The sequence below is a fragment of the Vibrio sp. YT-19(2023) genome (assembly GCF_033337395.1).
Map to the genome: position 1 here is coordinate 47,397 of NZ_JAWOQN010000011.1, position 17,228 is coordinate 64,624.

Annotated in this window: 14 protein-coding genes; 5 read left to right on the top strand and 9 right to left on the bottom strand. The window is 44.5% G+C overall.

The features are described from left to right. Window positions 1-796 precede the first annotated feature (796 nt). The 8 genes from yacG to nadC form a co-directional block, all read right to left on the bottom strand. The gene (gene yacG, locus R7E78_RS10395; protein WP_017635922.1) at window positions 797-991 is read right to left on the bottom strand and encodes a DNA gyrase inhibitor YacG; all 195 of its coding nucleotides are present in this window, start codon (window positions 989-991) and stop codon (window positions 797-799) included. Between the two features lie 158 nt (window positions 992-1,149). Beyond that, window positions 1,150-1,890 carry a cell division protein ZapD gene (zapD, locus tag R7E78_RS10400; protein WP_005373086.1) on the bottom strand — a complete coding sequence of 247 codons (741 nt, stop codon included), beginning with the start codon at window positions 1,888-1,890 and terminating at the stop codon, window positions 1,150-1,152. A 27-nt stretch (window positions 1,891-1,917) separates the two neighbouring features. Beyond that, complete coding sequence (gene coaE, locus R7E78_RS10405) at window positions 1,918-2,532, bottom strand: dephospho-CoA kinase (protein WP_171345764.1); 615 nt, start codon at window positions 2,530-2,532, stop codon at window positions 1,918-1,920. Next, a complete protein-coding gene (locus R7E78_RS10410; protein WP_171345765.1) occupies window positions 2,533-3,402 on the bottom strand; it encodes a prepilin peptidase in 870 nt (289 codons plus the stop codon). A gap of 64 nt (window positions 3,403-3,466) precedes the next feature. Further along, a complete protein-coding gene (locus R7E78_RS10415) occupies window positions 3,467-4,690 on the bottom strand; it encodes a type II secretion system F family protein (protein WP_262640631.1) in 1,224 nt (407 codons plus the stop codon). Window positions 4,691-4,713: 23 nt separating this feature from the next. Then, complete coding sequence (gene pilB, locus R7E78_RS10420) at window positions 4,714-6,399, bottom strand: type IV-A pilus assembly ATPase PilB (RefSeq protein WP_171345767.1); 1,686 nt, start codon at window positions 6,397-6,399, stop codon at window positions 4,714-4,716. Between the two features lie 5 nt (window positions 6,400-6,404). Further along, window positions 6,405-6,878 carry a prepilin-type N-terminal cleavage/methylation domain-containing protein gene (locus tag R7E78_RS10425; RefSeq protein WP_065274839.1) on the bottom strand — a complete coding sequence of 158 codons (474 nt, stop codon included), beginning with the start codon at window positions 6,876-6,878 and terminating at the stop codon, window positions 6,405-6,407. A gap of 255 nt (window positions 6,879-7,133) precedes the next feature. Next, entirely contained in the window at window positions 7,134-8,021 is an 888-nt protein-coding gene (gene nadC, locus R7E78_RS10430) for a carboxylating nicotinate-nucleotide diphosphorylase (protein ID WP_017635915.1), read from the bottom strand. Between the two features lie 92 nt (window positions 8,022-8,113). Between nadC and ampD the strand changes: the two genes are divergently transcribed. From ampD to lpdA, 5 genes are all read left to right on the top strand, one after another. After that, window positions 8,114-8,665 carry a 1,6-anhydro-N-acetylmuramyl-L-alanine amidase AmpD gene (ampD, locus tag R7E78_RS10435; RefSeq protein WP_017635914.1) on the top strand — a complete coding sequence of 184 codons (552 nt, stop codon included), beginning with the start codon at window positions 8,114-8,116 and terminating at the stop codon, window positions 8,663-8,665. A gap of 405 nt (window positions 8,666-9,070) precedes the next feature. Then, the gene (gene pdhR, locus R7E78_RS10440) at window positions 9,071-9,838 is read left to right on the top strand and encodes a pyruvate dehydrogenase complex transcriptional repressor PdhR (RefSeq protein WP_005379989.1); all 768 of its coding nucleotides are present in this window, start codon (window positions 9,071-9,073) and stop codon (window positions 9,836-9,838) included. A 48-nt stretch (window positions 9,839-9,886) separates the two neighbouring features. Continuing rightward, a complete protein-coding gene (gene aceE / locus R7E78_RS10445) occupies window positions 9,887-12,550 on the top strand; it encodes a pyruvate dehydrogenase (acetyl-transferring), homodimeric type (RefSeq protein WP_005386612.1) in 2,664 nt (887 codons plus the stop codon). A gap of 19 nt (window positions 12,551-12,569) precedes the next feature. Beyond that, a complete protein-coding gene (gene aceF, locus R7E78_RS10450; RefSeq protein WP_005396678.1) occupies window positions 12,570-14,462 on the top strand; it encodes a pyruvate dehydrogenase complex dihydrolipoyllysine-residue acetyltransferase in 1,893 nt (630 codons plus the stop codon). Window positions 14,463-14,729: 267 nt separating this feature from the next. After that, window positions 14,730-16,157: a dihydrolipoyl dehydrogenase gene (lpdA, locus tag R7E78_RS10455; protein WP_005379993.1), complete on the top strand. Its 1,428-nt coding sequence runs from the start codon at window positions 14,730-14,732 to the stop codon at window positions 16,155-16,157. Window positions 16,158-16,295: 138 nt separating this feature from the next. Here lpdA and opaR read toward each other — a convergent pair whose 3' ends face one another. Next, the gene (gene opaR / locus R7E78_RS10460; RefSeq protein WP_262640632.1) at window positions 16,296-16,910 is read right to left on the bottom strand and encodes a transcriptional regulator OpaR; all 615 of its coding nucleotides are present in this window, start codon (window positions 16,908-16,910) and stop codon (window positions 16,296-16,298) included. Between the last annotated feature and the right edge of the window lie 318 nt (window positions 16,911-17,228).

Here is a 17,228-nt window from a genome sequence, read left to right on the forward strand (position 1 = left end):
CAAATATTACTGGGTACTGTGGTTAAAATTCGTCATTCTGGATAGCGACGAAGGAGCGTGATTCAGAATCTACTAGTCGAGCATGCAATTGTTTAAGTTGTTAGCTTCATCCTTGCTATGAGTAGATTCCTGATGTCGCTATGGCTCCTCGGAATGACGGGAAATGATGATCAAATATTACTGGGTACTGTGGTTAAAATTCGTCATTCTGGATAGCGACGAAGGAGCGTGATTCAGAATCTACTAGTTGAGAATGTAAGTGTTTAAGTTGTTAGCTTCATCCTTGCTGTTAGTAGATTCTTAATGTCGCTATGGCTCCTCGGAATGACAGTAAATGATGGTCAAAGATTACAGAGTACCGTGGTTAAAACTCGTCATTCTGGACAGCGACGAAGGAGCGTGATTCAGAATCTACTAGTTGAGAATGTAAGTGTTTAAGTTGTTAGCTTCATCCTTGCTATGAGTAGATTTCTGATGCCGCTATGGCTCCTCGGAATGACAGGAAATGATGGTCAAAGATTACAGAGTACCGTGGTTAAAATTCGTCATTCTGGACAGCGACGAAGGAGCGTGATTCAGAATCTACTAGTCGAGCATGCAAGTGTTTACGTTGTTAGCTTCATCCTTGCTATGAGTAGATTCCTGATGTCGCTATGGCTCCTCGGAATGACGGAAAATGATGGTCAAAGATTATATAGCACTGAGGTTCAAATTCGTCATTCTGGACAGCGACGACGGAGCGTGATTCGGTTCCCCAAGAAGGAACCTAGGGTATTCCTTTACCCTAGGTCTCAATTTAATACTGGTCTTCAGACCAGCCATCACTATCGGACATATCGGGTGCGCCTGGGATGGTGTTTTCTTCATCTGCCCATTCACCAAAATCAATCATTTGGCATTGTTTACTGCAGAAAGGGCGATGAGGACTTTGTTCTCCCCATTCTACGTCGGCGCCACATTGTGGACATTGAACGATGGTAACTTTAGACATAGTTGAGCGTCCCATTACTAATTGGTGTTAAAGGGTAGTATACCTAAACGAATTAAAGATGGCTTATTCAACGCGCTATTGCTGCTACGAAATTTTATCAAATATAAGCGCAATAAAGCGTTGAATTTTAGATTATGGAGGCGAGGCGTAGTGTCGTCTTAGCTGCACACAGCAAGTTCAAATTCAATATCTTGTGTGCACGCTTGACCGTTTTCAAACGACATGAACTTGATCGCAAAGCGGTTTTTATGGCCTGAAATCATAGGATACACGCCATATTCCATTGGGATGTGAAGTCTTAGAATGTTGGCTTCATCAGCGTCACTTTGGAAGAAACCTGCACGACCGATTTGAGCTTTGAAATGTCCGGTCTCTCTAGTGAGCTTTAACCATAACGAAAGCGCATCAGATAAGGGCTTTAAGCTTGCTTGCCACTGTTGTGCATCACGCTTTTTACGTTCAATAGGTAGATGAAGCCAGTAGTGTAATGCTGGCAGATCAAAACAGCATGAACCACCCGGTAGATTAAAGCGTTGACGGATAGAGCTTAGGAAGCGATCTTCTTTTAGTGCTTGGCCAAAACGTTCAGCACCCATTAGTTGGCTATGAACGACATCTATCTCTTGTAGTAGGGTATTTAATGCGTCTTGATCGACACCATCAACATTGAGCCAATGGCGGTACGACAGCCGCTGCTTCTCAAGATCTTTAGCCAGTTCACTTTTCAGTTGGATTTGTTCGAAGATCTCAACCATATCGAATAACGCACGGAAAAACAGTTGATACTGATGATTTTCGCTAAACCCAGAGGCCAAGTGAGCCTGACGCAGCAGAGACTCCACTCTTAGATAAATACGAGTTTTCTCATTTAACGGATGTTCAAATTTGTGCGTGGTCATCGACATAAGCCTTTGTGAGTTTCGTTCCTATTTTCGCAGATTTTTCTTACACATGGCTAGGTACTTTTCGTGCAAATCTGTGATTTGAAGCAAAAGATCAGGGTCACTTGGATTATTCTTAACCACATCGTCTGCAAGCGCGAGCCTTTGCTCTCTTGATGCTTGAGAGGCAAGGATGGCGCGAACTTGATCTTCACTCACATTGTCTCGTTTCATCGTGCGAGATATCTGTGTATTCGGTTCTACATCGACGACAAGAACGCGATCACACAAACTATCTAGCTTGTTTTCTACGAGCAACGGCACCACAAGTAACGCATACTCTGAAGTGACTTGCTGCAAATCTTCGATCATCTTTTCACGAATTATCGGGTGCAACAGTGCGTTGAGCCATGCTTTTTCATCTGAATTCGAAAAGATTTTTTCTCTCAGCTTTGCGCGATCTAAAGTTTGGTCTTCACGAACGATATCGTGACCAAAGTGTTCAATAATCGCGTTTAGGCCGGGAGTACCTGGATCGACAACTTCTCTTGCTACAATGTCGGCATCGACGATATCGATTTTAAATTGTTGTTTGAACAGATTCGCGACGGTTGTTTTTCCACTAGCGATACCACCTGTTAAACCAATAACCAAAGCCATTTACACTCCTAGAACTGAAGTAAAGTACCAGTTTAAAATCTGGTCGCCCCAAATTAAGCTTATCCAACCAGCAATTGCTAAGTAAGGACCGAAAGGGAAAGCTTTTTCAATTCCCTGCTTTTGCAAGCGTAGTTGAATGATGCCAAATACGATGCCAACCACAGAAGAAAGTAGAATGATCATCGGCAGTGACTGCCAACCTAGCCAAGCTCCTAGTGCCGCCAGTAGTTTAAAATCACCATACCCCATTCCTTCTTTACCGGTAAGTAACTTAAAGCCCCAGTAAACGGACCAGAGACATAGGTAACCAGCAATAGCACCAATGACAGAATCTTGTAGAGTAACAGGACTTATTTCGACTAATGCTAAGGCAATGCCAGCCCAAGTTAATGGTAATGTTAATTGGTCAGGTAACAACATAGTATCGAGATCGATAAATGTTGCGGCGATTAAGATAAAAGTAAAAAAGAGTAGGGCAACGGTAAAGTAACTAAAACCAAAGTAATAAGCTATAAAGCCTGAACAGAACGCGGTGAGCAGTTCAATCAGTGGATAGCGTGCACTAATGGTTGCCTGACAGTTGTGACATTTGCCTTTTAAAAGCAGCCAGCTAATCACAGGAATGTTGTCGAGAATACGTATCGGTGTTGCGCATTTCTGGCAGGAGGAGCGTGGGACGCTCAAGGTCAGCACTTCTTTAGGAGGTTCTATTTTGTATTCAGGAAATGACTCGGCACATTCGCGTCGCCATTCTAGTTCCATGATTTTAGGTAGTCGATAAATAACCACATTGAGGAAGCTACCCACGATCAGACCGAAGATGGTGGCAAACACAACGAATAGCCAAGGGTAGTACTGGAATACTTCCATATTTGTCTCTTGAGCGATGAGTGAAATCAGCAAGATGCTGTTTTAAAGGAGTTAACAGCTCATTCTAGCCCAATACACTCATTAAGTTAAAGATTGGCAAGTACATTGCTGTCACTAATCCGCCAACAACGATACCTAAAAATACGATAATTAGTGGCTCTAGAATTTTACTAAGGTTGTCGACGGTGTTGTCGACTTCAAACTCGTAGATCGTTGCAACTTTATTGAGCATATCGTCAAGTCGACCAGACTCTTCACCGATCATAACCATTTGTAACACCAATTCAGGGAACACATTACAGTTGCGCATGGCTACATACATTGGCATACCTGCGGCGGTATCACGGTACACTTCTTCTATGGCGAGTTGATAGTGTAAGTTTCCTGAGGTTTTTGATGTGGTTTTTAAACTGGTTAGAATTGGAATACCCGCTGTAAAGCTTGTGGCGAGTGTTCGACTAAATTTGGCGATAGCGGCTTTTGATAATACAGGGCCCAGAACAGGAAATTTAAGCACAGAGCGGTTGAGCATTAAGCGAAAAGAATCTGAACGCTTAGAGAGGATTCTCGCCGAGGTGAATAAACTAATGGAGCCTAGTGCGATAAACGGACTCCAGTTTTGTGTCCAGGCGGAAAGATCTAACACTTGCCTGGTAAACCAAGGTAAATCAGCACCAAAACCAACAAACATTTTTTCGAACTCGGGAATGACTTTGGTGAGCATGATAAACGACACGCCTAACGCGACTAGCACTACCATCGCTGGGTAAATCAGTGCTTTGATCACTTTCGCACGGAGTTGTTCATTTTTTTCTCGGTAGGTGGCTAAGCGCTCGAATACTTCCGCTAAGTTACCGGATTGCTCACCTGTTGCGATAAGGTCGGTATAGAGTGGGTCAAAGTGTTCACTTGCAGTGCGCATGGCTTTTGACATAGGCGTACCCGCTTCGACGGCGCGTGTTACGCTCATCAAAATGGATTTCATCTCTGCTTTTTTATTGTTTTCTGAGACCAATTTTAAAGCCTGAACTAAGGGCACACCGGTTATCAACATCGTCGAAATTTGACGGGTAAACACCGTGATGTCTCTGCCTTTTACGCGATGGCTGAGTTTAGTGAGAAACGAGATACTGCTTTTCTTTAACTTCTTGATCTTGATATGCTGTGCGTTTAGACGTTCGCGTACTTCAATTTCTGTCATCGCGAGGGTTTGTCCAGACGTCTTTTTGCCTGAACTATTGATGCCTTTCCAGCGGAAGTTTTTAAGTTGTGGTGTAGTGCTTTTCATGGATGTGACTGCTGATTAAAGGATTAAAAATAAAGTACACGCTGTAGTTCACTAAAACTTGTGATCCCTTGTTTGAGTTTTTCTATGCCCGACATTTGTAACGTGCTCATACCATTTGCGATGGCGAGTTTTTCTAGTTCATGTACCGAGGCACCTTTAATAAGCGCTTCGGAAAGAAATTCATCAAAGCGCATCACTTCATAAATCCCCGTCCGGCCGGAATAACCATGGGTACACTCATTGCATCCATCGGGATTGGCTTTAAAAATGTTGTCGCTTGCTTGAATTCCAAGATGTTGTAGCTGAACCGTAAGCTCTTGTGATTGTTTACAGTGCGAGCACAGTTTACGGGCCAAGCGCTGGGCAATAATCAAACTAAGAGATGAGGCCAAGTTAAAGCTTTCTACGCCCATGTTTGATAAACGAATAACCGTTTCAGCCGCAGAATTGGTATGTAAGGTTGAAAGTACTAAGTGACCAGTTTGCGAGGCTTTGATCGCGATTTCTGCAGTGTCTAAGTCACGAATCTCACCGACCATTACCACATCGGGGTCTTGACGTAAGAAAGAGCGCAGTGCTTCGGCAAAACCAAAACCAATCTTAGGCTGGACTTGAACTTGGTTAATGCCCGATAAGTTAATTTCTACTGGGTCTTCTGCCGTAGAAATGTTGATTTCTGGTTTATTGAGGATACTCAGCCCGGTGTACAAAGAAACGGTTTTTCCGCTCCCGGTTGGACCTGTCATCAGAATCATGCCTTGTGGGCGACGCAGCGCATCCAAGTACAATTGTTTTTGTTGTTCGCTATAACCAAGCTTGTCGATATCCAATGACGCAGAGCTGCTGTCGAGCAGTCGTAGTACAATTTTCTCTCCAAATAGAGTAGGCAGTGTGGATACACGCATATCAATTGCGGTGTCTTGATTCAACTTGAGCTTAATACGCCCATCTTGTGGTAAACGTCGCTCTGCAATATCAAGCTTAGAGAGGATTTTGATACGAGCGGATAAGCGGCGACTCAAGTGGCTTGGTGGCTGCTGTGTTTCAATTAAGATGCCATCACAGCGCAGGCGCACGCGGTACATCTTTTCATAAGGCTCAAAGTGGATATCGGATGCGCCTTTGCGCACAGCGTCCAATAGAATTTGGTTGATGTAACGGCTAACAGGAGACTCATCTTGGCTCAAGTCTTCAATGTTGTCGATTTCATCTGCGCCCACGTCAACTAGGTTGGCTAACTCTTCTTGGTTGATCTCTTTTAACCCGGACTTCTCATGACTCAATGAACGACCATACAAGCGTCGAATTGCCGCGCTGAGTTGACTAAAATCCCCCAAGACCAATTCAACCTGTAAACCAGTGGCAAAGCGAAAATCATCTTCTGCTTGTTGGTTGGTGGGGTCGGCAACCGCTAATAATAACGTTGAAGACGTACGCTGGAGTGGGAGTGCGTTATGCCGCGTGATTAATTCCCTAAGGCCAAGTTGCTGACAAAGCGAAGCATACTCGTACTGAGATAACTCGGGCTGATTTAAACCAAAGAGAGAACTTAAGTGCTCAGCGAGTTCGCTTGATGTAAATAATCCAGAACTGAGTAAAGCCTCTGGCATCGAAATGCCAGAAGCTTTGACTTGCTCTATTAACGATTCTTCTTGGGAAAACGTCAGTAACCCTTTTTGGCGAAGAGCCGTGGATAGGTTGGTCAACATTTAAGTTAGTTTGGGCAGTAGTCTGTTTGTGCTTTACCGCCAGCTTTACATGAAGCCCCCCACTCTAAGCCTTGAGTTTTATATGATGCAGCCATGATATATTGCTCGCCTTTAGCAATAGGTCCCTTAACTTCATCAGCTGCTGCAATAACTGCTATCGCACCAGAAACGCTAGCATCTGTGGCTTTAACAACGCTAATTTCAATATTATTCAAAACGAATTTAGCGGGAATTCCATTTTCTTCCTTTACACATTCACTAATAAATGTTGTTTCATTTGAGGCATTCTCATGGGCACATAATTCTACTGCTAATTTGGCTGCCGCAGCTGCTTTTGGAAATTCTGACAATGTCGCTTTCTTAGTATAATTTTGGTAAGCAGGAACTGCGAAAGCAGATAAGATGCCAATAATCGCCACCACAATCATTAACTCAATCAGAGTAAAACCCTGTTGTTTTTTCTGTTTACTGTTTTTCATTTTTAACCCTTAATTAATAATGCTCTTGCATTAGCGAAAGATTATGGAGAGTTAAGGCGAGTTGAAAATGGGGAAGAGATGGGCTCTCGAGTGAGATAAAACTCTTTGGTGAAAAGTTGCACATCGTATGCAGAGTTTTGCGAGTAGCACTATTTTTTTAGTGGATAAAAAGAAAGGGCCAATAGGCCCTTTTAAATGATGAATTACTCACAACTAACTGAGTTAGTTGAAGTAATTAGAGATTTATTACTTTTATTATTTGAAGCGCATCGAAAGATCCATCGCTTTTAGATGCTTAGTCAACGCGCCTACCGAAATGTAATCGACACCGGTTTCTGCGTATTCTGCGATGGTCTCTAGCGTAATGTTACCTGAGTTCTCTAAAGCGGCACGACCTGCGTTAATCGCTACGGCTTCACGCATCATTTCTTTTGTGAAGTTATCGAGCATGATGATGTCGGCACCAGCCTCTATCGCTTGTTTCAACTCTTCTAAGCTTTCCGTTTCTACTTCTACTGGTTTGCCTGGGTTAAGCTCTTTCGCTTTTTGGATGGCTTGAGTGATGCCACCACAAGCAATAATGTGGTTTTCTTTAATAAGGTAAGCGTCGAACACGCCGATGCGATGGTTAAAGCCACCACCACACGTCACGGCGTATTTTAGTGCGCTACGCAGACCAGGAATGGTTTTACGTGTATCTAGTAGACGGCACCCAGTATGCGCGATTTTTTCAGCGTACTCTGCGGTAACTGTTGCGCAGCCAGACAGCGTTTGGATGAAGTTCATTGCGTTACGCTCACCAGTCAACAAGTCACGAGCAGGGCCTGTCAGCGTGCAAAGGGTTTGGTTAGGTTCGACTTTATCGCCGTCCTTTACGTGCCATTCAATGCTGACCTTGCCACCGAGCTGTTTAAAAACTTCATCAGCCCATGCTTGACCACAGAACACACCATGCTCACGAGTAATAATCGTTGCGGTATTAACCGCATCGGCAGGGATCAAAGATGCAGTAATGTCGTTATCTGCGTCGACACTGCCACCTAGATCTTCTTTTAAGGTATCAGCGACAGAGCGAGTGATCTCTAAAGGGAGTTGTTGTTTAAGGTATTCTAGGCGTTCTTGAATGTTGTGTGTGTTCTTCATCGCAAATCTTGTCTTGAAAGGGAGATGGCAACGAATGATACTCTCCGGTGTCAATAATTTCAGCAGTTAATTTGCAAAGTAGAGAGGTTGATATGCGCCCAATTATCGAGAATGGCTGGCTGACACAAGCAAAGCATGTTCCGTCACCATTTTTTGATGCCCGCTCTGATATAAACGACATCTCTCTGCTGGTGGTACACAATATCAGTTTGCCTCCTGGGCAGTTTGGTGGACCATATATAGAGGACTTCTTCACTGGCAAGCTAGACCCAAATGAACATCCATTTTTTGAAGCTATTCACAAAATGGGCGTTTCTGCACATTGCTTGATTAAAAGAAACGGCGAGGTTGTTCAATTTGTTTCTTTTCTTGATAGAGCATGGCATGCCGGTCAATCCAGTTTCGCAGGCAGGGAGCGTTGTAATGACTATTCCATTGGTATCGAGCTTGAAGGGACAGAATTTACTGCCTACACAGAAGCGCAATATCAATCACTTGCAGAGATCACTGAGGTGATTATGCAGTCTTATCCTCAAATCACCCCGCCACGAATTACCGGTCATCAATATATTGCGCCCTTGAGAAAAAGCGATCCTGGTCTAAGCTTTGATTGGGTGAAATATAGACTGCTTATACAGCGTTGATTTGTAGCGAAAGTGTAAATTCAAAAAAGCGAAATAAATAAGGCATACGATCAGGTATGCCTTTTTTTGATACCAGAAATATTAATGATTGTTAAAAGTTAACTACACTTTTACGCTCGTACATGCCGTTTTGGTGAATAAATAGACTGATAATTTTGTCATTTTCTGTATTTCTTTTCCAAAACTGCTAGCACGTCGACTTCCCATTTGTATGCTTTATGTAATTGGTCATACCAATTCTATTGCTGTTTTAACAGTCGATTGTTATCAGAGTGTTGGAAGTAAGCTCGTTCTATGATTTAGGTCAATTTTCGGCTGGACAGTGGCGTTTTAATTATGTTAATTTCTGCACCAACTTAAAATTGGTATTACCAATTACCTGCAAGAGTAGAAGAACAATAAATTATGGCTTATCAAAGGATTCGTCAGCCAAAACTCTCTGATGTTATAGAACAAGAGTTAGAAAGGTTGATAGTGGAAGGAACATTGTCTCCGGGGCAACAACTGCCTCCAGAGCGTGAACTGGCAAAACAGTTCGATGTGTCTCGTCCTTCAGTCCGAGAAGCCATTCAACGCTTGGAAGCGAAGCGTTTGTTGACTCGTCGCCAAGGTGGCGGAACATTCGTAAGTGAGAATATCTGGAAGAGCTTTTCAGATCCCTTGTTGAATTTGTTGTCTAGTCATTCTGAAACCCAGCTTGATGTGCTTGAGTCTCGTCATGCGATGGAAGGAATTTCAGCCTACTTTGCAGCTTTACGTGGTACCGAAGAAGATTTTGCGCGTATTCAAGGTTGCCTTGAGCGCATTAGCCAAGAGCAAGCAAACAACGATATCGAAGCTGAATCTGCGGAAGTGATGCAATTTTTGATCGCTTTGACAGAAGCCGCGCACAACGTGGTTCTGTTGCACATTGTTCGAAGCTTAGCGCCTTTGCTTGAGCAAAATATTCTACAAAATTTTAAATTACTACGTCGCCGCCCAGAAGCGGTCGAGAAAGTCAGTAAACACCGAGCCAATATCGTGGATGCGATTGTTTCTGGTCAGCCTGAAAAGGCGCGAGAAATGTCCCACTCGCACTTGGCTTACATCGAAGAAACATTGTTGGATTTGACTCGAGAAGAGTCTCGACGAGAGCGTTCTCTACGTCGAATTCAGCAGGGTAACGACTCGTAAGAGCGTTACTTAAATAAGTAGATCCAACCAACAGAAGGATAGATCGCCATGTCTGATATGAAGCATGACGTAGATGCACTGGAAACTCAAGAATGGCTACAAGCGCTTGAGTCAGTTGTACGTGAAGAAGGTCTAGAGCGTGCTCAATTCCTATTAGAGCAAGTTCTAGATAAAGCACGTCTAGACGGTGTTGATATGCCAACAGGTATCACAACTAACTACATCAACACGATTCCTGCAGACCAAGAACCAGCATACCCAGGTGACACAACACTTGAGCGTCGTATTCGCTCAATTATTCGTTGGAACGCTATCATGATCGTTCTACGTGCATCTAAGAAAGACCTAGAGCTAGGCGGCCACATGGCGTCTTTCCAGTCTTCTGCTGCGTTCTACGAGACATGTTTCAACCACTTCTTCCGTGCACCAAACGAGAAGGATGGTGGCGACCTAGTTTACTACCAAGGTCACATTTCACCAGGTATCTACTCACGTGCATTCGTTGAAGGTCGTCTAACTGAAGAGCAGCTAGACAACTTCCGTCAAGAAGTAGACGGCAAAGGTATTCCTTCATACCCGCACCCTAAACTGATGCCTGAATTCTGGCAGTTCCCGACAGTATCGATGGGCCTAGGTCCAATCGCTTCTATCTACCAAGCTCGTTTCCTTAAGTACCTAGAAGGCCGTGGTCTTAAAGATACTTCAGAGCAGCGCGTTTACGCGTTCCTAGGTGACGGTGAGATGGATGAGCCAGAATCACGTGGTGCTATCTCTTTCGCTGCGCGTGAGAAACTAGACAACCTATGCTTCCTAATCAACTGTAACCTACAGCGTCTAGATGGCCCTGTAATGGGTAACGGTAAGATCATTCAAGAACTTGAAGGTCTGTTCAAAGGTGCTGGTTGGAACGTAGTGAAGGTAATCTGGGGTAACAACTGGGATTCACTACTAGCTAAAGATACGACTGGTAAGCTTCTACAGCTTATGAATGAAACGATCGACGGCGACTACCAAACATTCAAATCAAAAGATGGCGCGTACGTACGTGAGCACTTCTTTGGTAAGTACCCAGAGACAGCTGCACTTGTTGCTGACATGACTGATGACGAAATCTTCGCACTTAAGCGTGGTGGTCACGAGTCTTCTAAGCTATACGCGGCATACAAAAACGCGGCAGAAACTAAAGGTCGTCCAACAGTAATCCTAGCTAAGACTGTTAAAGGTTACGGCATGGGTGAAGCGGCTGAAGGTAAGAACATCGCGCACCAAGTTAAGAAGATGGACATGACTCACGTACTACACCTACGTGATCGTCTAGGTCTTCAAGACATCCTAACTGACGAAGCAGTGAAAGAGCTTCCGTACCTGAAACTTGAAGAAGGTTCAAAAGAGTACGAATACCTACACGCTCGTCGTAAAGCGCTACACGGCTACACGCCACAGCGTCTACCAAAATTCACTCAAGAATTCATCGTTCCTGAGCTAGAAGAATTCAAGCCACTACTAGAAGAACAGAAGCGTGATATCTCTTCTACTATGGCATTCGTACGTGCGCTAAACGTTCTACTTAAGAACAAGAACATTGGTAAGAACATCGTTCCTATCATTGCTGACGAAGCACGTACATTCGGTATGGAAGGTCTGTTCCGTCAAATCGGTATCTACAACCCGCACGGCCAAACTTACACACCAGAAGACCGTGGCGTTGTTTCTTACTACAAAGAAGCGACTTCAGGTCAGGTTCTACAAGAAGGTATCAACGAGCTAGGTGCTATGTCTTCATGGGTTGCTGCTGCGACTTCATACTCGACAAACGACCTACCAATGATCCCGTTCTACATCTACTACTCAATGTTCGGCTTCCAACGTGTTGGCGACATGGCGTGGATGGCTGGTGACCAACAAGCACGTGGTTTCCTACTAGGTGCAACTGCGGGTCGTACAACGTTGAACGGTGAAGGTCTACAGCACGAAGACGGCCACTCGCACATTTTGGCGGGTACGGTTCCTAACTGTATTTCTTACGACCCAACATTCGCGTACGAAGTAGCAGTAATCATGCAAGACGGTATCCGTCGCATGTACGGTCCAGAACAAGAAAACGTGTTCTACTACCTAACGCTAATGAACGAAAACTACGCAATGCCAGCAATGCCAGAAGGCGCTGAAGAAGGCATCCGTAAAGGTATCTACAAGCTAGAAACTTACACGGGCGACAAAGCGAAAGTTCAGCTAATGAGCTCTGGTACTATCATGAATGAAGTACGTAAAGCAGCTCAAATCCTAAGCGAAGATTACGGTGTTGCTTCTGATGTTTACTCTGTAACGTCATTCAACGAACTAACTCGCGATGGCCAAGATGCAGAGCGTTTCAACATGCTTCACCCAGAAGCGGAAGCGAAAGTACCTTACATCCAAACAGTAATGGGTACTGAACCTGCTATCGCAGCAACTGACTACATGAAGAACTACGCAGAGCAGGTTCGTGCATACATTCCTGCTGAGTCTTTCAAAGTTCTTGGTACTGATGGCTTCGGTCGTTCAGACAGCCGTGAAAACCTACGTCGTCACTTCGAAGTGAACGCAGGTTACGTAGTAGTAGCAGCGCTAACTGAACTAGCGAAACGTGGCGAAGTTGAGAAATCTGTAGTTGCAGAAGCAATTAAGAAATTCGACATCGACACAGAGAAAACAAACCCGCTATACGCTTAATTAAGAAGGTAGATAAGAAATGGCAATCGAAATTAATGTACCAGACATCGGTGCGGATGAGGTTGAAGTTACTGAGATTCTTGTAAGCGTTGGCGACAAGGTTGAAGAAGAGCAGTCTCTGATCACAGTTGAAGGCGATAAAGCTTCTATGGAAGTTCCTGCTTCTCAAGCGGGTATCGTTAAAGAAATCAAAGTTGCAGAAGGCGACAAGGTTTCTACTGGTTCTCTAATCATGATTTTCGAAGCCGAGGGTGCAGCTGACGCTGCACCTGCTCCTGCGGCAGAAGCAGCTCCAGCAGCAGCTCCAGCTCCAGCAGCAGCGGCAGAACTAAAAGAAGTTCACGTACCAGACATCGGTGGTGATGAAGTAGAAGTTACTGAAATCATGGTTGCCGTTGGCGACAGCATCGAAGAAGAGCAATCTCTTCTAACTGTTGAAGGCGACAAAGCTTCTATGGAAGTTCCAGCGCCATTCGCAGGTACTCTAAAAGAGATCAAAGTTGCAGCAGGCGATAAAGTATCGACTGGCTCACTTATCATGGTGTTCGAAACAGCAGGTTCAGGCGCTCCAGCAGCACCAGCGGCAGCTGAAGCTCCTGCGGCAGCAGCTCCAGCAGCGTCTGCGGCAAAAGAAGTTAACGTACCAGATATCGGCGGCGACGAAGTTGAAGTTACTGAGATCATGGTTGCGGTTGGCGACACAGTGGAAGAAGAGCAATCTCTAATCACTGTTGAAGGTGACAAAGCTTCTATGGAAGTTCCTGCACCATTCGCTGGCACAGTTAAAGAAATCAAGATTGCAGCTGGCGACAAAGTGTCTACTGGCTCACTAATCATGGTATTCGAAGTGGCGGGCGCAGCACCTGCTCCTGCAGCAGCTCCAGCTCAAGCGGCAGCACCTGCAGCTCCAGCTCCTAAAGCAGAAGCTCCAGCGGCAGCAGCTCCAGCAGCGACTGGCGATTTCAAAGAAAACGATGAGTACGCTCACGCGTCTCCAGTTGTTCGTCGTCTAGCGCGTGAATTTGGCGTTAATCTTTCTAAGGTTAAAGGTTCTGGTCGTAAGAGCCGTATCCTAAAAGAAGACGTTCAAGCTTACGTGAAAGATGCACTTAAGCGTCTTGAGTCTGGCGCAGGTGCAGCAGCATCTGGCAAAGGCGACGGCGCGGCTCTTGGTCTACTACCATGGCCAAAAGTGGACTTCAGCAAGTTTGGTGAGACAGAAGTTCAACCGCTATCTCGCATTAAGAAGATCTCTGGCGCAAACCTACACCGTAACTGGGTAATGATCCCGCACGTTACACAGTGGGATAACGCAGACATCACGGCTCTTGAAGCATTCCGTAAAGAGCAAAACGCGATTGAAGCGAAGAAAGACACTGGCATGAAGATCACACCACTTGTGTTCATCATGAAAGCGGTAGCTAAAGCGCTTGAAGCGTTCCCAGCGTTCAACTCTTCTCTATCAGAAGACGGTGAGAGCCTAATTCTGAAGAAATACGTGAATGTTGGTATCGCGGTAGATACACCAAACGGTCTAGTTGTTCCTGTATTTAAAGACGTGAACAAGAAAGGCATCTACGAGCTATCTGAAGAGCTAATGGCGGTTTCTAAGAAAGCACGTGCTGGTAAGCTAACTGCGGCTGACATGCAAGGTGGCTGTTTCACTATCTCTAGCCTAGGCGGTATCGGCGGTACGGCGTTTACTCCAATCGTAAACGCACCAGAAGTTGGTATCCTAGGTGTGTCTAAGTCAGAAATGAAACCGGTATGGAACGGTAAAGAGTTCGAACCGCGTCTACAACTTCCACTGTCTCTATCATACGACCACCGTGTGATCGATGGTGCTGAAGGTGCGCGCTTCATCACTTACCTAAACTCATGTCTATCTGACATTCGTCGTCTAGTTCTGTAATAGAAATTAGATGAATGAGAGGCGGCAACTTAGCCGCCTCTGCTAATCATAATTACCGACAATTTGGTTATCAGCCTTGCTTCGTTCAGGGTTTTCACAATCGAATTGTTGTCTAGCTCACAGGCTAAATTGATTTACTTTTCACACCATTAACATCTCTGTAAACTGTTAGCGGTCTGAAAATAACTGTTTAAAACAAATCTCTCTTAAACATAAAAAATCGATACCCACTCAGCCTGTTAGGGATAATGACTACAAGAGGTCAAAATGAGCAAAGAAATTAAAGCCCAAGTTGTTGTACTTGGTTCTGGTCCTGCTGGTTACTCCGCTGCATTCCGTTGTGCGGACTTAGGTCTTGAAACTGTACTAGTTGAACGTTACAGCACGCTTGGCGGTGTATGTCTGAACGTGGGTTGTATCCCATCTAAAGCACTGCTTCACGTTTCTAAAGTAATTGAAGAAGCGAAAGCGATGGCTGACCACGGCGTTGTGTTCGGTGAGCCTCAAACAGACATCAGCAAAATCCGCATCTGGAAAGAAAAAGTTGTTAACCAACTAACTGGCGGCCTAAGCGGTATGGCTAAGATGCGTAACGTAACAGTAGTTAACGGTTACGGTAAGTTCACTGGCCCTAACTCTATCCTTGTAGAAGGTGAAGGTGAGCCAACAGTTGTTAACTTTGACAACGCAATCGTTGCGGCTGGTTCTCGTCCAATCAAACTGCCATTTATCCCGCATGAAGACCCACGTATTTGGGACTCTACTGACGCTCTAGAACTAAAAGAAGTGCCAGAAAAACTGCTTATCATGGGCGGTGGTATCATCGGTCTAGAAATGGGTACGGTTTACCACTCTCTAGGTTCTAAAGTTGAAGTTGTTGAAATGTTTGACCAGGTAATTCCTGCAGCAGACAAAGATATCGTGAAAGTATTTACTAAGCGTATCAAAGACAAGTTCAAGCTAATGCTAGAAACGAAAGTAACAGCAGTTGAAGCAAAAGAAGACGGTATCTACGTTTCAATGGAAGGCAAGAAAGCGCCAGCTGAAGCTGAGCGTTACGATGCGGTTCTAGTTGCTATCGGTCGTGTACCAAATGGTAAGCTAATCGACGGTGAAAAAGCGGGTCTAGAAATTGACGAGCGCGGCTTCATCAACGTTGATAAGCAAATGCGTACTAACGTTCCTCACATCTTCGCGATCGGTGATATCGTTGGTCAACCAATGCTTGCTCACAAAGGTGTGCATGAAGGTCACGTAGCTGCTGAAGTTATCTCTGGTAAGAAGCACTACTTTGACCCTAAAGTTATCCCTTCAATTGCGTACACTGAGCCAGAAGTGGCTTGGGTTGGTAAGACTGAAAAAGAAGCGAAAGAAGAAGGCATCAAGTACGAAGTAGCAACATTCCCATGGGCAGCATCAGGTCGTGCAATTGCATCTGACTGTGCAGACGGTATGACTAAGCTAATCTTCGACAAAGAAACTCACCGCGTAATCGGTGGTGCTATCGTTGGTACTAACGGTGGTGAACTACTTGGTGAAATCGGCCTTGCAATTGAGATGGGCTGTGATGCAGAAGATATCGCTCTGACTATCCACGCTCACCCAACTCTACACGAGTCTGTAGGTCTAGCTGCTGAAGTATTTGAAGGTTCAATCACTGACCTGCCAAACAAAAAAGCAGTTAAGAAGAAGTAAGCTTTTTCTGACTGAATGATAGAAGCCGCTGCATTGCAGCGGTTTTTTTATGCTTGTTATATAGAAATATAAATGTGTGCTTAGCAGACAATAAAAAGCCCACCAAACGGTGGGCTGACATATATTACGAGCTAAGCTTTAGTGTTCACGGTTGTAAATGCAAAGCATATCTAAGTATGAATTCACTAGGTGTTTCAGCTCCGCTTCACCTTTAGCGCGGTTCGCTTGGACAAACAGTGAGTAACAAATACCGTGGAACAGGTTTGCCAAGTGTTCTGAATCGTGCTGGTCACACACTTCGCCACGTTCAATTGCTTTAATGAACATGTTTTGTACCAGCAACTGGTTAGTACGGTTAGTTGAAACAAACAATGGCCATACTTCGTCACGTGTTGAAGCACTCCACTCGAACCATACTTTTAGCCAGTGACAATCTTGGCTGACAAGCTCGATCATCGCATTAGTAATATTGGCGATGTTTTCACGTGCATGTAAGTCTAGGTCTATGTTATCCGATAGGAAGTTTGAGAACTGACGTACGACGTGATTGAGAACTTCATCCACCAAGTCTTCGCGTGTAGGGAAGTAGTTAAAAACAGTCGCTACAGAAACTTGAGCAATTTCTGCGATATCTGCGTGACCACCACGACCGATGCCGCGGCACGCAAATACTTCCAATGCGATTTCCATTAACTGTTGCTTACGCTTAATTGGAGAAAGCCTAGTTCTAGGTCTCTTTGCAATTGAGTCCATATCCATTTTCCTTGCCATTTGAGTTGATATTGGGGGTAACCCCCTAATTGATTATTTTAATAGTTGCTTAAAGCAGTGATGAGTGTAATGGTGCATATGCACAAGGTCAACATCTGTAGAGCAATTTATATACAGTAATGTCATTATTATTGATAAATTTAGCTATGAACTTTATAAAACTAAGACCTTCTTCCAAGATTTTTTGGCAACAGGATGCGACTTTCAACCCAATGAACGTGGTGATACACTACACGCCGTAAGATTAGGTGATCGTTTGCGTGCGACTTACCTCAACCCACAAATTTAGATTGAGCACAG

What these genes read in the sequence shown, in the direction of transcription:
- yacG (WP_017635922.1), bottom strand. Translation starts at nt 991, where the DNA reads ATGTCTAAAGTTACCATCGTTCAATGTCCACAATGTGGCGCCGACGTA.
- ampD (WP_017635914.1), top strand. Translation starts at nt 8,114, where the DNA reads ATGCGCCCAATTATCGAGAATGGCTGGCTGACACAAGCAAAGCATGTT.
- nadC (WP_017635915.1), bottom strand. Translation starts at nt 8,021, where the DNA reads ATGAAGAACACACACAACATTCAAGAACGCCTAGAATACCTTAAACAA.
- opaR (WP_262640632.1), bottom strand. Translation starts at nt 16,910, where the DNA reads ATGGACTCAATTGCAAAGAGACCTAGAACTAGGCTTTCTCCAATTAAG.
- zapD (WP_005373086.1), bottom strand. Translation starts at nt 1,890, where the DNA reads ATGACCACGCACAAATTTGAACATCCGTTAAATGAGAAAACTCGTATT.
- R7E78_RS10410 (WP_171345765.1), bottom strand. Translation starts at nt 3,402, where the DNA reads ATGGAAGTATTCCAGTACTACCCTTGGCTATTCGTTGTGTTTGCCACC.
- lpdA (WP_005379993.1), top strand. Translation starts at nt 14,730, where the DNA reads ATGAGCAAAGAAATTAAAGCCCAAGTTGTTGTACTTGGTTCTGGTCCT.
- aceF (WP_005396678.1), top strand. Translation starts at nt 12,570, where the DNA reads ATGGCAATCGAAATTAATGTACCAGACATCGGTGCGGATGAGGTTGAA.
- R7E78_RS10425 (WP_065274839.1), bottom strand. Translation starts at nt 6,878, where the DNA reads ATGAAAAACAGTAAACAGAAAAAACAACAGGGTTTTACTCTGATTGAG.
- R7E78_RS10415 (WP_262640631.1), bottom strand. Translation starts at nt 4,690, where the DNA reads ATGAAAAGCACTACACCACAACTTAAAAACTTCCGCTGGAAAGGCATC.
- coaE (WP_171345764.1), bottom strand. Translation starts at nt 2,532, where the DNA reads ATGGCTTTGGTTATTGGTTTAACAGGTGGTATCGCTAGTGGAAAAACA.
- pdhR (WP_005379989.1), top strand. Translation starts at nt 9,071, where the DNA reads ATGGCTTATCAAAGGATTCGTCAGCCAAAACTCTCTGATGTTATAGAA.
- pilB (WP_171345767.1), bottom strand. Translation starts at nt 6,399, where the DNA reads ATGTTGACCAACCTATCCACGGCTCTTCGCCAAAAAGGGTTACTGACG.
- aceE (WP_005386612.1), top strand. Translation starts at nt 9,887, where the DNA reads ATGTCTGATATGAAGCATGACGTAGATGCACTGGAAACTCAAGAATGG.